Raw genomic sequence first — 14,320 nt, 5'->3', positions numbered from 1 at the left:
TGGCCCGCTGAAGGTTGGCTATAGCGCTGGCAACCGGCCCAGCGGAAACATCCCCATGGAAAGGTTGCCGTTGCGGATCGTCAGCGGCAGGGTGATGGCGTCATCGCCGGGCACGCTGTCGAGCGCGGCGAGCATCGGGCCGAACCGGCGCACATTTTCGCCCATCTCGGGGTTAAACCTGGCGACGATCTCGGCAATCTGGTCCTGACCACGGATCGATATTTGCAGATCGCCCGATACCAGTCCGTCGGCAGCAATGCGGACGGGGCCCGTAATTTCAAGCGAGACATCTCCTTCAAAGCTGACAGAAAGCCGATGGACTTGTGCTTCATAGGGCGGCAATAGCGGTTGATACGGCATGTCCAGCAATCCGGCCCGGCCTGGCAGAGTTGCCTCCAGGGTAAGCGTGCTGGCACCGGTGTCGGCGATGATGTTGCCGCGCACATGCTCGCCATAGGCTGCGATGTCGAGGTCGAGGCCGTTCTTGCGTGCATGGGCGGTGAAGCACTCGGCGGCCAGTGCCAGTTTTTGCTGGAGGCCTGTGCCGTCGATGTCGATGCTGACATTGCGGCTGTCGATCGATCCGCGATCAAGCCCCAAGGTTGTCGCGCGAATGCTCGATTGCAGGATTTGCCAGTCGATTTGCAGTTCCAGTCCCGGCGCCGAAATGAGCAGCGGGCCGTCAATCTCGGAGACAACATGACCGGGGCGATAAAATTGTGCGGCTGATCGCAGAGCGCCTGCTTCCAGTGCCAGGGCGTCCTTTGGGTTGATGTAGCCCAGCCGGTCGCAAAACAGGCCGAAGCGGAACGGATAGCCCCGAATTTCAGCATTGGCGCATTCGGCGCTGGCGTCGGTTCCGGCAATCTGCTGCATGGCCACGGGTAAGTGCGCCTCGATCCGGGCGGCAACCGTATACCAGCCGATGGTCCACAGCGCGATGGCGGCGAGGATTGCCACCCCGAGCCAGACAAACCGTCGCGACGATGGGCGGGTGGCCGGATTGGTAGATGGCATTGCGTTCTCCCTGCTGGCCCTGCCATAAGAGCGGGGAAGGTGGCTGTATGCGCCGGCGGCAGACCGATACGGGGTGCGCTGCCGGTTCCGGACACCGAATCGGTTTGGCATGCCCGGGTGTGCGCATTGTGGCGACACGCGGGGTGCAACATGGGCGCGGATATGGACGATTTTTGGGTGTTTGGCTACGGGTCGCTGATGTGGCGGCCGGGCTTTGACCATGAACAAGCCCTGCAGGCGCGGCTGTTCGGTCATCACCGCGCATTGTGCGTCCGCTCATTCGTTCATCGCGGCACGCCGCAGCGGCCGGGACTGGTACTCGGGCTTGACCGGGGTGGCTCCTGCCACGGCGTTGCCTTCCGGGTCAAACCCGAAAACCGCGAGGCGGTAATCGAGTACCTGCGGGGGCGCGAACTGGTGACCCATGTCTATCGCGAGGCGACGCGGCGGCTACGGCTCGACACCGGACAACAAGTGACTGCGCTGACCTATGTGGTCGACCGGGCGCACCAACAATATGCCGGCGGGCTGTCGGTGGATGAGGCGTTGTCGGCGGTGAATGGCGCCAAGGGTCAATCCGGACCTAACGAGGCCTATGTCCTCAACACCGTGGCGCATCTGCGGACTTTGGGTATCCGCGACCAGCATCTCGAGGCCATCGCTCACAGGCTTGAGGCAGACGCGCTCGCGGGATCAGTCCGCCTGCGCGCCTGACGGAGCTGCTCCAAGTTCGGCGAGTCTGCGGCGGGCGTCCTCGCGCAGCGGCAGATGCGGATTGGCGGCCACGGTTTCGACCAGCAGCTTGTCACTGGCCGTCTCCATCACCTCGGTGAGCTGATCCATGAAGGCGTCGGGGTTCATGCCGGCAGGGATCGCCGGCAGGATCTGAACCTTGAAATGGCCGGGAAAGCGCAAGAACTTGCGCCGCGGCCAGAACAGACCGGGATGCATGACCACGGGCACGACAGGCACCTGCAGGTCTCGGTAAAGCCGGGCAATGCCAAATTTGTAGGACGGTGGGGCGCCTGGAGACCGGCGCGTGCCTTCGGGGTAGATGATCAGCTGGCGGCCGCTTTCCATCTCGCGTTTTGTCCGCTCCAGCACAGCCGCCATGACCTTGCCGCGAGCACCGCGATTGACTGGAATCATCCGCATTTTCCGAATGTATTGGCCAAACAGGGGAATCCAGGTGAGTTCCCGCTTGAGAATATAGACCGGATCATCAAGCCAGGGCAGAAGCCCGTAGGCATCCCAGAAGGACTGGTGCTTGGGGGCAAAGATGTAGCCGCCCTCGGGGATGTTCTCCAATCCCTCGATCTCGAAAGTGGTGCCGACAATCTTTGCCTGCAGCCAGTGGTTGGCCCGTACCCAGTTTTTCGGCACGCTCCAAGCAGTCTTGCGAGTGACCAGAAAAAAATAGGGAGAGAAAATAATCATCCGCCCGATCAGGTTCAGGTAAAACGCGATATTGAACAGGATGGAGCGGAAAACGATCATGGCAGGATCCGGTTTGGCGTTCGCCATCGCCGAGGGTCTCGGCGGGGCCGTTGCTTCCGGTTACACCATCAGCGCGCTATCGAAAACCGGTTACCCCGGGAAAATCAGTTGAGTGTGGCGGTTATTGGCCGCTGTGCGGTGACGTCGGCGCGCAATCCGCTTGCGGTTTTGGCCCCGGTCCAGTTACGCAGCCTCGCCAGCGAATATTTGGCATATTCGGTAAACAGCGTGCGCAATGCCACGGGATCTGACAGCCAGGCTTCGGTCTTCAGGTCCGCGTGGGTGACCGGGTAGGCGACGAAAGTGACGTCGGGGCTGGCTTGCGACAGTTCCAGCAGGCTGCGCGGCATATGGTAGTTGTTGGTCACCACCAGGATCCGCTCGTAGCCGCGTTGACGGATCCAGCTGGCGGTTTCATTGGCATTGCCGATGGTATCGAGCGCCTCGTAGCCGATATCAACGCAGCAATTGAAGGTTGCGCTTTTGGTGCCGGTGGCGCGGCGCAATGCGGCACTTGTTGTCGAAGGATTGACGCCCGAGATCAGCAGCCGCTTGCCGACGCCCTGTTCGAGCAGCGCCAGGGCCTGGTCAACGCGCTGGTAGCCACCGGTCAGCGCGACGATGGCATCGACTTCCTCGGGCATTCCGGTTGCCTTCAGGTCGGCGATTGTGTCGGTGAAGCGGAAGAACCCCATCGCCGCCAGTGTGATGCCAACGATGGCGGCAATGGTGAATATGCGCAGACCATGGTGACCCACCCGCCGGAGACGATGGATCGCATCAGTCTTGGCGGCCTCCGGCGGAGCCGGACGAGGCTGGGCGGATTCCATGCTCATTACGCATGAATACCCCGAGATTCCGGCAAGGACCAGACGGATTTGCGGCAAAAAGCAGGCGAATTAACCGATTTCCAACAGCGAAGGGTCAGCGCGCTGGCGATCGATCTCGCCGATCGTGCGAATCACCGTGAGGCGGGTGGTAAGTGCCGTCATGCCGGCGATCAGCACCACGATGCCGATAATGCCGAAATACCCAGCACTACTAAGGGTGAAACGGCCGAACAGTGCGGTCACCTGGTCGTTGAGTGCCGTGGCCATGCTGTTGGATTGCCAAAAACCCAGAACCAGAAACGCCGCTGTCGCCAGGCCGCCGCCGATTGCTGCGCCCTTGAGTCCAATGATCAGAAAATGCTTCTGGAACTCGGCGGCGATGAAGCCGGTCTCGGCGCCGACGAAATGAAGCACCTCGACGATGTGGCGATTGCCGACCATCGCGCCGCGTGTGGCGAAAATCACCGTCAGCATGGTGGTGGCAAACATCAGCGCCAGAATGCCGACGCCGACAAAAACGGTAATCCGGGCCATGGTAATCAGCCGGCTGGCCCAGGCGCGGTGATCATCCAGGGTGGCTGAGGGCACTGTCGCGGCAAGGGACTGGCGGATGGCGCTGAAATCGGGCGGCGCGGTCTCGTCAATGGTGACAATCACCAGCCGTGGCACAGGAAGTGCGTCCATGTCGAAGCCTTCGCCAAGCCATGGCTCCAGCAGCCTGGCGGTCGCGCGGCGATCAACGATTTCGGCCGTCAATGCACCGGGAAACGACAGCGCAACGGCGCGAACGTCAAGAAGGGCCTTTTCCATGTCGAGGCCATCGGCGGGTTTGACCTGGATGGTGATTTCGCTGGCCACGTCCCCCTGCCAGGTTTCCGCCTTTTCCTGCACCATGGTCACGGTGCCGAGGGTTACAGCACAGAGAAACGACATGATGGCGATCACCACCATCAGTGCCCGACCAGACACATTGACCGGCGGCACGATCGGCGCGGTCGGACGCAGGCTGACCAGGCGCTCCTTCTTCTGGCTATCTGTTTGGCGGGGGGCGGGCTCAGTCATAGATGTCGAGCCGTCCTTCGGACAAGATCATGCGTCGGGCATCCACCCGGTCCATCAGCGACAAGTCATGGGTGGCAATCACCACGGCAGTGCCAAGCCGGTTGAGCTCGGTGAACAGATTGAGCAGGCGCTGGGCCATCGGCGGGTCGACATTGCCGGTCGGCTCGTCGGCCAAAAGGATTTCCGGCTGGTCGATCAGGGCGCGGGCAATTGCCACACGCTGCTTTTCGCCACCGGAAAGCACCGGCGGCAGCACATTGATGCGTTCACCGAGGCCGACCCATTTGAGCAATTCGATCACATCGGAACGATAACTGGATTCGTCCTTGCCACGGACTCTCAGCGGCAAGGCGACATTTTCATAGGTCGTCATATGGTCGAGAAGCCGAAAATCCTGGAAGACGATGCCGATCCGGCGGCGCAGCAGGGGCAGTTCCTCGCCGGGAATGACGGAGATGTCGCGATCGAACATGCGAATCAGGCCACGCGTCGGTTTGAGCGACATGAACAACAGCCGCATCAGCGTGGTCTTGCCTGCGCCAGACGGCCCGGTGAGGAACTGAAAGGACTTTTTCGGGATGTCAAAAGTCAGGTCGCGCAGAATTTCTGGCCCCATGCCATAGCGCAATCCGACATTTTCGAAATGAATCAACGGTCGTATCCTGTTCCGGAGGCCAATCCGCAAAGTCGCCCGGTATGGTTAACGCTGGGTTAAAACAGACCGGCTGTCTGCGGGTGCAAAAGGTCTGTTCGTGAAGCATTAACCAATTCCGTTTACGCATCGGTAAGAGATGTTTCAATGGCTTCTGTATGGCAGAGGCCGAAATGGGGGCAGCGATGGGCTTTTCAGGCCGCGCGACACAGGCGATCGACCCTGGATCCAGCGATCTGCTGATGCCTGACCGGGCACGCAAGACGCGTAGTGTGGTCCGGGATGTCGAGGACGCCAGTTTTGAAACGCTGGGTAAACCCCGTCAAGTGCAGACCGAACCAGCCATGGTGCGGCGCGACAGCCAGGCTTTCAGATCCCGCATGGCCGATTTCCCGTCCTATGGGCCGGTTCCGCGCGATTTTGTGGCGCCGGAGCGTCGTGGCCCAGATCCGTCATCAGCAATTGGTGTCGGTCCGAATGACCGCCTTGGCGTGTTTGCTGGCGGGATAGCGTCCAATGCCGCCAGCAGGGGCGGCGAGCCCAAGGCCTGGGCCGCGTTCGCCCTCACGGTGGGCATCATCGCCGTTGCCGCCTTCTGGATGACTGGCGGCCATGTCCTGCTGCTTGAGCCAGCGACACCCGTGCAGGTTTCGACGGTTACGGCCCCTGCCGCGCCCGCGAAGCTTGTTTCCAAAGCGACACTGCTCAAGCCTGATCCGGTGGTGACATCATCGATCGTGATTTTGCCGCCGAGCCCGGCAGTGGCGTCGATCATTTACCCCAAACCCCGTCCGGCGCGGATTGAACGGGCAGGGTCGATCCTGATGATCAGGCCCAACAGCGACTGAAACCAGCCACGGCTGCGCTGACCGCAAGCCGCGGTATGATCCGGGCGTGCTTTTCGCATCCGCGCGTCAAACGACTTTCAATTGAGGGCGAAGGGCTCTAGGAGTGGGCGGCATCAGAGTCAGCTTGTCTGGAGAGCCGAATGCCGGTTGTGCGCGGAAAAAATATCGAGCCCCTGTTTAGCGCCGAGGTGATTGCGGAACGCAATCGTACCATGGCGGCGGAAATCGCCATCAATCCTAAGAAGGATCTGCTGGTGATCTCGATCCTCAAGGGGTCGTTCATTTTCGCGGCTGATTTGATCCGCGCCCTGCATGAGGCGGGGCTTGAGCCCGAAGTCGAATTCATCACGCTGTCAAGCTATGGCAAGGGCACCACCAGCCGGGGCGTCAAGATCATCAAGGATATCGACAGCGACGTGCGCGGCCGCGACATCCTGCTGATTGACGATATTCTCGAATCGGGCCGGACCCTGAGGTTCGCCCGCGAATTGATGTTTGAACGCGGCGCCAACAATGTCGATATCGCCGTGTTGCTGGACAAGCGCTCGCGCCGTGAAGGCACGCTCGATGCCGAATATGTCGGCTTTGAATGCCCAGATTATTTCGTGGTCGGTTACGGCATGGATGTGGCCTATGCGTTTCGCGAGTTGCCCTTCGTTGGCGTGGTCAAGGGCGACGCCTGAAAGCTTAACGCACCTGCAAGAACTGATCACGCCGCCGTTCATGTTGCGGCAAGTTTTGACCGCTAGTTTTCCCTGACCACTAAAGGGGACAGATGATGGCGAGAATCCTGATTGCCGAAGACGAAGACTCGTTGCGGCGATTCGTTGCCCGGGCGCTCGAAATGGACGGTCACCATACCGTGCAGGCCGGTGATGGCGCCGAAGCGCTCGAGCATCTCCAGGCCGAAGCGTTTGACCTGCTGCTCTCCGATATCCGGATGCCGGCGATGGACGGGATCGAGCTTGCCGGCGAGGCCGCCGCGTTGGTTCCGCAGATGCCGATCCTGCTGATGACAGGTTTTGCCGAACAGCGCGAACGGGCCGAACTGCTGATGCGCATTGTTGTCGACGTCGTGGACAAGCCTTTCACCCTGCCGCAGATCCGGCAGGCGGTGGCTGACGCGCTTGTGGCCCAGGCTGCCTGATCTACTGAAGGTCCAGAAGTCTTTCGAGATAGCGTTTTTCGACGTCCGGTGAGAACTGATCGCCCAGACGCTTGCGGATGGCGTCGAGGATTTCGCGGGCGCGCTGAATGTCGATCTCGTCGGGTACCTTGACCCGGTTGCCGAAATCCGGGCCGGTGGTGGCGCGCGGACGGCCAAGCGGATCAAGGTCACCCGCTGAGCGATTTCCGTTGCGGGCAGGGCCTTCGCCTTCAGCCTCGCCCTGCTGGTTTCCCATGGCCTGCATCATCTGGTTCATCATGTCCTCGGCGCCCTGGCGCAACGCCTGCAGCGCCCGGTCCTGATTGCCCAGTGCCTGGCCGGTCTGACCCTGTTGCAGATTGCCTGCGGCGTCGCCCATAGCCTCGCCGGCCTTGCCAAATCCCGGTGACGGATTGATGCCGAGTTCATCGAGATCGCGCTGCAATTGACCGAGTGCGTCCTGGAGTTCCTGCTGGCTGCGGCCAAGCGCGCCGAGCATGTCTTCAAGCGACTGGTCGCCCTGGCCTTGCTGCCCCTGATCCTGCCCGGCGCCCGGCTGCTGACCGTCCTGCTCCTGACGGTCACGTCCCTCGCCTGATTGGTCTTGCCGCTCGCGATCGGCGCGCATGGTCTGATCCATCAGTTGTTGCTGCTGGCGCATCAATTCGCCGAGCTTGTCCATCTGCTGGCGCATCGGCCCGCCCTGCTGGGGCTGGCGCTGCTGACGGCCGGCCTGCAGGTTGTTCATCATCCGCTGCAATTCCTGCAGCATCTGCTGGGCCTGGCCGCGGGCACCGGAGCGGGCGAGATTCTCGATCTGGTCGAGCATGTTGTCGAGGTCGCGCTGGCGCAGCATGTTCTGCGGCATTGCCTGCTGCTGTTGGACGGACTGGTTGTTGGGGTTCTGGCGTGCCAGTTCCTGCAGATAATCCTGCATGGCCTGACGCAATTCATCCATCAGCCGGGCCACTTCCTCGTCGGACGCGCCATTTTCGAGAGCCTGCGACAGGGCATCCTGGGCTTCGCGCAGACGCCGTTCGGCGAGCGAGAGATTGCCGTCCTCGATCTGAAGCGCCACGCCCCACATGTAATCGACGGCGGCGCGGAGATCATCATCGCTGCGGGCATTGTCGAGCCGGCCGCGGACCGATTGCAGCAGCAGGTAATGGGTGAGGTTGGGGATGGTTTCCTCGGGTGCGATGGTGAGCGCATCGTGCAAATCATAAACGCGGGGCAGGTTGTTGGCATCAAGCGCCAGCACGCCGCGCTGTTCGACAACCGCAGCCGCCAGCGGCTCGGAAAAGCGGCGGCCGGGCAATGTTTTCTCAAGCGTTTCGCTGCGACCCTCTTGGCCGGCGCCATCGGTGGCAAGCAGGGTGATTTTTACCCGTTGACCCGCCAACGGATGTTCGGTCAGGTCATGGCTGGAGAGTGCTTTGTTGTCGGTCGCGGACCTGCGCGGCAGCGACAGCCGGTATTTGGGCGGCTCGAACAAAGGCCGGGCGTCCGGTGCGGGCTCTTCAGCCGACACGATCTCGGCCTCGGCGCTGGCAACGCCATGATCATCGGAAAGCGTATAGGCAAGTTCGAGGGCGCCGTTAACGGCGCGACGCGGGCTTTCGATGAAGGCAGCAACCGGTGGCCTGTCGGGGATGATGCTGATTGGGAAGCTGCTCTCCGATCGCCCGGCCTTGATCGTCAATGTTCCGTCGGCTGTCGGTTTGAAAATCCATGTCGAGGCGCCTGCCGGTCCGGTCGGGTTCGCCGCGGAAGGCGCAAGCGGTGTCTGCGAGGCCAGATCCGGTCCCCAGGATACTGCTGCATTGGCATCTTCTGCGCCGCCGAGCCGGACGGTGATTTCGCTGCCGGCTATGGCGGCGACCGTTCTGCCGTCGGGCCGGGTCATGCCGGTAAGGAACACGGGCGCCTGGTTGATATAGGCAGGAGGCGTGATCCAGGCATCGATGCGCATGTCGGGCAAGGTGCTGTGTGCATGGCTGACAAAGGCATCGCCAGATCGACCGGCGCCGCCGGAAAACGAGTATCCGAAGGCCACGAACAGCATCAGTGCGAGAGCGACGCGGAGGCCCCAGGGATCGCGTGCAGGCAGATCCGACCGGGGAAGGCCGGTTGCAAGCGTGCCAATGGTTGCGGCCATGCGGCGGCGGTGTTCTTGCCAAAGCGCGCGGGCAAAAGGGTCTGCGGCTTCAACATGGTCGTCCTGGACGGCGATCGCCTGGTTGGCGATCCGGTTTTCCGCTTCCAGCCTAGCATCGATCTCGGCGCGGGTCGGCGCCCGGTAGCGGCTCAGCGGCCAGAGCGATGCGGCGAAACCTCCGGCGAAGAGAACCAGCAGACTTATTCGCGTCCAGTCCGGCACGATCCGAAAGACGCCGAACCAGGAAAGAGACAGAAACAGAGCGATAACGCCGAGTAGCGGCGCAATGAGGGTAATCAGGCGGCCAAGTGCCAAATTCTGACGCATCAGCCAGCGGCCAAGCACGACCGAGCGCCAGGACTCGGCGTCCCGGTTTTCAGGTGGTGTCGATGTGCCGTCGGGCAGGCCTGCCATGGTCATCTTCCTTCAGCGTCACGCATGAAGATAACAGTCTTTGCGGCCAAGGCGAGGCCTGTGACGAAAAAGTGAGGTCGAACGTAGCCCGTGCTGCACCCACAATACCCGGAAATTGTATCGTCTTCCGGTGCTGCCGCAGCTTGATCGCAGCGCCGGGTCAGGCGAGCCAGGCGGGAATTGAGTCCATGCCGATCAGATCTTCATAGCTCGGCCGGTTGCGGACAATGTGGAACTTGTCGCCGTGAACCAGCACCTCGGGAACCAGAAGCCGGGTGTTGTAGGTGCCGGCCTGCACCGCGCCATAGGCGCCGGCGGAACCGATGGCGATCAGATCGCCGGATTTGACCGCTGCCATCTCGCGGTCCTTGGCAAGGTAGTCGCCGCTTTCACAGACCGGGCCGACAATGTCGGCGCGGATTCGCGGCGCGCTCGCTGCCGATAACCGTACCGGCCGGACCTCGTGCCATGCTTCGTAAAGCGTGGGCCGGATCAGGTCGTTCATCGCCGCATCGACGATGACAAAGGTCTTGTCGCCGCCATCCTTGACATAAATGACCTCGGTCACCAGCACGCCGGCATTGGCGACGATCAGGCGGCCGGGTTCGAGAATCACTTTGCAGCCGAGACCGCCGAGCCGGGCCTTGACCATCAATGCATAGGCATCGGGGTCGGGCGGCGGTACATTGTCGTCGCGGTAGGGCACGCCGAGACCGCCGCCAATGTCGAAATGATCGATCGTGTGGCCATCGGAGCGAAGCTGACCGATCAGCTCAACCATCAGCTTGAGGGCGTCGTCAAACGGCTGCAGTTCGATGATCTGACTGCCGATATGCATGTCGATGCCGGTGACGCGGACACCGTCGAGATCGGCTGCTTGCCGGTAGACCGCCCGGGCGCGTTGCCAGGAGATGCCGAACTTGTCTTCCTTCTTGCCGGTCGAAATCTTGGCGTGGGTTTTCGCGTCTACATCGGGATTGATCCGGAACGAGATCGGCGCGACCTTGCCGAGTGCCAGCGCGCGGGCGTTGATGACCTCGAGTTCGGGTTCGGATTCGACGTTGAAACAGTAGATTTCGGCGGTGAGCGCGGCGTCGATCTCGCGAACGGTCTTGCCAACGCCGGAAAACACGATCTTCGAAGCGGGAATGCCTGCGGCCAGCGCGCGACGCAATTCACCCTCCGACACCACATCAACGCCCGATCCCAACTGCGCCAGGGTCTTGAGTACGGCCTGGTTGGAATTGGCCTTCATGGCGTAGCACACCATCGAATCGATATCGCCAAAGGCGCCCGAGAACACCTTGTAGTGCCGGCTCAGCGTGGCGGTCGAATAGCAGTAGAATGGGGTGCCGACCTGGGCTGCGATTTCGGGCAGGCTGACGCCTTCCGCATGCAGAATGCCGTCGCGGTATTCAAAATGATTCACGGGGTGCGCCTATTCGAGAAGACCATCAAGGATGAAGCGCCGCTGGTTAGGCACGGTCGCCGGTGCGGCGTCATCGTCATCAGCCATGATTTCGGAGCCCAGGGCTACGGATGTGGCGTCATCGGCCACGGCTTCAGAGGCCACCGTTGCGGGTGTTGCCGTGACGCCCGGGGTTTCAAGCGGGCCTTTGCGGCCGCAAGCTGACAGAAGCGTCACCAACGCCGCTGTCACGCAGATCGATTTTATCAAAAGCCTGGTTGTCATTTGCTGTTCCTCACCACGATCCGAACGCTTGCGTACGGTGGCTTCATAGCCGGTTTCGCGGCGTTGTGCACCCCGCTTTGCATAAGTCGGTCGGGCTAAACCCGGCCACGCCAATAGGCGACCTGCGCGCGCACGCCATCCGGCGCGGTGCCCCCGAAGCTCTTGCGGCTGCGCACCGAGGCATCCACCGTCAAAACCGAGAATACTGCATCGGTAATGGCCGGGTTGATTGTCTGCAGGTCCGCGAGCGAAAGCGCTTCAAGGCCGATGTTGCGGCTTTCGGCCAGTGCCACGGCGCGGCCGGTGACATGGTGGGCCTCGCGAAACGGCAAGCCTGCCTCCCGCACCAGCCAGTCGGCCAGGTCGGTCGCCGTCGAATAGCCGGCGCCAGCGGCGTCGCGCATCCGATCGGTGCGGATTTCCATGTCACGAATCATGCCGGTCATCGCTGCCAGCGACAGTTCAAGGCTCGATGCGGCGTCAAACACCTGCTCCTTGTCTTCCTGCATGTCCTTGGAATAGGCCAGCGGCAGACCCTTCATGACGGTCAGCAGCGCGATCAGCGATCCATTGATGCGGCCGGTCTTGGCGCGCACCAGTTCGGCGGCGTCGGGGTTTTTCTTTTGCGGCATGATCGACGAGCCGGTCGAGAATGCGTCCGACAGGCGCACGAAACCGAATTGCGGCGTCGACCAGATGACGATTTCCTCGGCCAGGCGCGACATGTGGGTGGCGCAGATGGCGGCGAGCGAGAGGAATTCGAGCGCGTAGTCGCGGTCGGAGACAGTGTCGATCGAGTTGCGGGTGGGCTCGCGGAAACCCAGTGCGGCAGCGGTTTGCGCGCGGTCGATGGCGTAACCGGTGCCAGCAAGAGCTGCGGCGCCGAGTGGACATTCATCCAGCCGCTCGATGCAATCGCGGACCCGCGAGCGGTCGCGGCCGAGCATCTCGACATAGGCCATGCAGTGATGGCCGAAGGTGACAGGCTGGGCGGTCTGCAGGTGGGTGAAACCGGGCATCACCGTCTCTGCATGGGCTTCGGCCTTGTCGAGAAAGGCAGAAATCAGGCCGGTGAGGGCGGTATCGGTGCGCTGCAATTCCTCCTTGACCCAGAGGCGGAAATCCAGCGCCACCTGGTCATTGCGGGAGCGGGCGGTGTGCAGACGGCCGGCCGTCGGACCGATCAATTCGGCGAGCCGGGACTCGATGTTCATATGGATGTCTTCGAGGCGGCGCGAGAAGGTAAATTCTCCCGCTTCGATTTCTGACAGAATCGTGTTCAATCCGTGAGTTATCTTGTCGCAGTCGTCGCTTGAAATTATGCCAGTGTTGGCAAGCATGGCCGCATGTGCGAGGGAACCCCGGATATCCTGGGCATAGAGCTTGCGGTCGAAATCGATACTGGCGTTGATTTCCTCCATGATGGCGTCTGGCCCGGAGGCAAATCGTCCGCCCCACATCTGGTTTGACGTCTGTTTGTCCTTATCTGTCGACATGAGCCTGTCCTGGAGTTTGTCATGAGCCAATCGCGTAAACGCCTGTCCACCGGAGCCATGGTTGCAATCGCCATTGCATTGGGCGCCATTATCGGTGCTGCCGGGATATACGGGAAAGCCATGTCCTCTGGCAATGCGTCGGGGCCGGAAAGTCTTGCCTCGACGCAATGCACGGCGGACCCGTCATTGCTGGCTGCGCTGAAACCGCTCGCCCATGGCGAGGTGGCGGCAATGAGTGTGCGCGAAAGCGCGAGCGTGTTGCCGGACCTGAGTTTTACCTCGGCCGACGGCACTCCGATGCAACTGGCGGATTTTGCCGGTCAGACCTTGCTGGTCAATCTCTGGGCCACTTGGTGTGTGCCCTGCCGGGAGGAGATGCCGGCACTATCGCACTTGCAGAGCGAACTGGGCGATGACGGGTTCAAGGTGCTGGCGATCAACATCGATACCGGTGATGACAGCAAGCCGAAGGCGTTTCTTGGGGAAATTGGTGTCGACAATCTCGGGCTTTACCGGGATTCGAGCATGGGTGTGTTCAATACACTGAAAAAGCAGGGACTGGCGTTTGGCTTGCCGGTAACGCTGATGGTCGGCAAGGACGGCTGCCTGCTGGGCGCCATGAACGGCCCGGCGGAATGGGCCAGCGATGACGCCAAGGCGCTGGTGACGGCCCTAAAGGCGGGCTGACAAGGACTGGGCGCGCGGAATGATTGCCGCCGCGCCCTGTCCGGTTTCCATCTGTCTGTTTGAGACGACAGCCCTCAATTGAAGGCACAGCCCGGCTTTACGCCGAGTTTTCTGAATACAATCGCCGCCGGGCAGAAGCCGGTAAACGAGGATTGGATCAGATTCAGGCCGACGAAGACCGTCAACAGATGCCAATAGGGGGAAACATATACGCCGAGGGCCACCGAGATGAGAATCATCAACCCAGCGAACACCAGTATCATCCGATCGAGCGCCATTTTGATTTCCTTTGCTGGCTTGCGGGATCTCCCGCGCCGCCGGGTTTCCGGCAGCTTCCTTATAGTCCCCATATAAATGCAAATGTTTGTATATTCAAGAACGCATATATAAATGATTGCGGATTTAATGCGCGATATTCTGCTTTCGCGAGGCACTGCAGGGTGCCTGACAACCATGGTGGCGGAGGCCCGTTGGGTGTAAAAACGACAGTCGGGAGATATCAGCCGCCGAAGCGGCTCCGGGTATCGGGCTTGCGCCGGATGCGCAGGGTGTTTGAGACCTTCGCCACCGTGGTTCCCCCGAATCAGTAATGTTGACCGAATATTCAGGTAAATATGTCGCATCGGATTTGCCGGTATGGACGCGGATATCGTCGAGCATTCCATCGGTAAGGTGGAATTGCGCTTTCACGGTGCCGCGCCCGGGCAGCCGACATAATTGCGTCTATAGAACCGCTCCCGCAGTTCGACATCGACCGCGCGGAAGTCGGCCGAAATTTGCCGAATCTTGATGCCAGCGCACAGATAAGGTGGCCACAGG

Annotated in this window: 15 protein-coding genes; 5 read left to right on the top strand and 10 right to left on the bottom strand. The window is 61.3% G+C overall.

The annotated features are described in order from the left end of the window. Positions 1 to 18 precede the first annotated feature (18 nt). Positions 19 to 1,017, bottom strand: coding sequence for a DUF2125 domain-containing protein (locus tag ACK6D9_RS00535; RefSeq protein ID WP_412050230.1), 999 nt, complete (start codon positions 1,015 to 1,017; stop codon positions 19 to 21). A gap of 150 nt (positions 1,018 to 1,167) precedes the next feature. Between ACK6D9_RS00535 and ACK6D9_RS00530 the strand changes: the two genes are divergently transcribed. After that, complete coding sequence (locus tag ACK6D9_RS00530; RefSeq protein WP_412050229.1) at positions 1,168 to 1,731, top strand: gamma-glutamylcyclotransferase; 564 nt, start codon at positions 1,168 to 1,170, stop codon at positions 1,729 to 1,731. On the opposite strand, the gene ACK6D9_RS00525 is transcribed toward ACK6D9_RS00530, so the two are convergent. The 4 genes from ACK6D9_RS00525 to ftsE all read right to left on the bottom strand — a co-directional run bounded on the left by ACK6D9_RS00525 (position 1,711) and on the right by ftsE (position 5,058). Then, entirely contained in the window at positions 1,711 to 2,514 is an 804-nt protein-coding gene (locus ACK6D9_RS00525; RefSeq protein ID WP_412051698.1) for a lysophospholipid acyltransferase family protein, read from the bottom strand. The genes ACK6D9_RS00530 and ACK6D9_RS00525 overlap by 21 nt on opposite strands. Positions 2,515 to 2,618: 104 nt before the next feature. Beyond that, the gene (locus ACK6D9_RS00520; protein WP_412050228.1) at positions 2,619 to 3,350 is read right to left on the bottom strand and encodes a YdcF family protein; all 732 of its coding nucleotides are present in this window, start codon (positions 3,348 to 3,350) and stop codon (positions 2,619 to 2,621) included. Positions 3,351 to 3,413: 63 nt separating this feature from the next. Beyond that, complete coding sequence (locus ACK6D9_RS00515; protein ID WP_322989205.1) at positions 3,414 to 4,406, bottom strand: ABC transporter permease; 993 nt, start codon at positions 4,404 to 4,406, stop codon at positions 3,414 to 3,416. Next, positions 4,399 to 5,058 carry a cell division ATP-binding protein FtsE gene (gene ftsE / locus ACK6D9_RS00510; protein WP_267654236.1) on the bottom strand — a complete coding sequence of 220 codons (660 nt, stop codon included), beginning with the start codon at positions 5,056 to 5,058 and terminating at the stop codon, positions 4,399 to 4,401. The genes ACK6D9_RS00515 and ftsE overlap by 8 nt, the downstream gene beginning before the upstream one ends. A 158-nt stretch (positions 5,059 to 5,216) precedes the next feature. Here ftsE and ACK6D9_RS00505 point away from each other — a divergent pair, with 158 nt between their 5' ends. The 3 genes from ACK6D9_RS00505 to ACK6D9_RS00495 all read left to right on the top strand — a co-directional run bounded on the left by ACK6D9_RS00505 (position 5,217) and on the right by ACK6D9_RS00495 (position 7,053). Beyond that, positions 5,217 to 5,906: a hypothetical protein gene (locus ACK6D9_RS00505; protein WP_412050227.1), complete on the top strand. Its 690-nt coding sequence runs from the start codon at positions 5,217 to 5,219 to the stop codon at positions 5,904 to 5,906. A 140-nt stretch (positions 5,907 to 6,046) separates the two neighbouring features. Further along, on the top strand, positions 6,047 to 6,589 hold the full coding sequence (gene hpt / locus ACK6D9_RS00500) for a hypoxanthine phosphoribosyltransferase (protein ID WP_322989207.1): 543 nt from the start codon (positions 6,047 to 6,049) through the stop codon (positions 6,587 to 6,589). Positions 6,590 to 6,684: 95 nt separating this feature from the next. After that, entirely contained in the window at positions 6,685 to 7,053 is a 369-nt protein-coding gene (locus ACK6D9_RS00495) for a response regulator (RefSeq protein WP_412051697.1), read from the top strand. 1 nt (position 7,054) lies between these two features. Here the strand turns inward: ACK6D9_RS00495 and ACK6D9_RS00490 are convergent, their stop codons facing one another. From ACK6D9_RS00490 to argH, 4 genes are all read right to left on the bottom strand, one after another. Then, complete coding sequence (locus ACK6D9_RS00490; RefSeq protein WP_412050226.1) at positions 7,055 to 9,625, bottom strand: TIGR02302 family protein; 2,571 nt, start codon at positions 9,623 to 9,625, stop codon at positions 7,055 to 7,057. A 160-nt stretch (positions 9,626 to 9,785) separates the two neighbouring features. Beyond that, entirely contained in the window at positions 9,786 to 11,054 is a 1,269-nt protein-coding gene (gene lysA / locus ACK6D9_RS00485; protein WP_412050225.1) for a diaminopimelate decarboxylase, read from the bottom strand. 9 nt (positions 11,055 to 11,063) lie between these two features. After that, positions 11,064 to 11,318 carry an LPS translocon maturation chaperone LptM gene (lptM, locus tag ACK6D9_RS00480; protein WP_412050224.1) on the bottom strand — a complete coding sequence of 85 codons (255 nt, stop codon included), beginning with the start codon at positions 11,316 to 11,318 and terminating at the stop codon, positions 11,064 to 11,066. Between the two features lie 95 nt (positions 11,319 to 11,413). Next, the gene (argH, locus tag ACK6D9_RS00475; protein WP_322988745.1) at positions 11,414 to 12,814 is read right to left on the bottom strand and encodes an argininosuccinate lyase; all 1,401 of its coding nucleotides are present in this window, start codon (positions 12,812 to 12,814) and stop codon (positions 11,414 to 11,416) included. A 21-nt stretch (positions 12,815 to 12,835) separates the two neighbouring features. Here argH and tlpA point away from each other — a divergent pair, with 21 nt between their 5' ends. After that, positions 12,836 to 13,501: a thiol:disulfide interchange protein TlpA gene (gene tlpA, locus ACK6D9_RS00470; RefSeq protein ID WP_412050223.1), complete on the top strand. Its 666-nt coding sequence runs from the start codon at positions 12,836 to 12,838 to the stop codon at positions 13,499 to 13,501. A 74-nt stretch (positions 13,502 to 13,575) separates the two neighbouring features. Here the strand turns inward: tlpA and ACK6D9_RS00465 are convergent, their stop codons facing one another. Then, positions 13,576 to 13,779 (bottom strand): DUF2892 domain-containing protein, encoded by a 204-nt coding sequence (locus ACK6D9_RS00465; protein ID WP_322988747.1) that lies wholly within the window; start codon positions 13,777 to 13,779, stop codon positions 13,576 to 13,578. Between the last annotated feature and the right edge of the window lie 541 nt (positions 13,780 to 14,320).

Origin of the sequence: Hoeflea sp. Naph1 (genome assembly GCF_046837775.1) — a bacterium.
GTDB lineage: Bacteria > Pseudomonadota > Alphaproteobacteria > Rhizobiales > Rhizobiaceae > Hoeflea.
The sequence above is the reverse complement of the archived record's forward strand: the minus strand, read 5'-3'. Positions and strand labels throughout refer to the sequence as shown.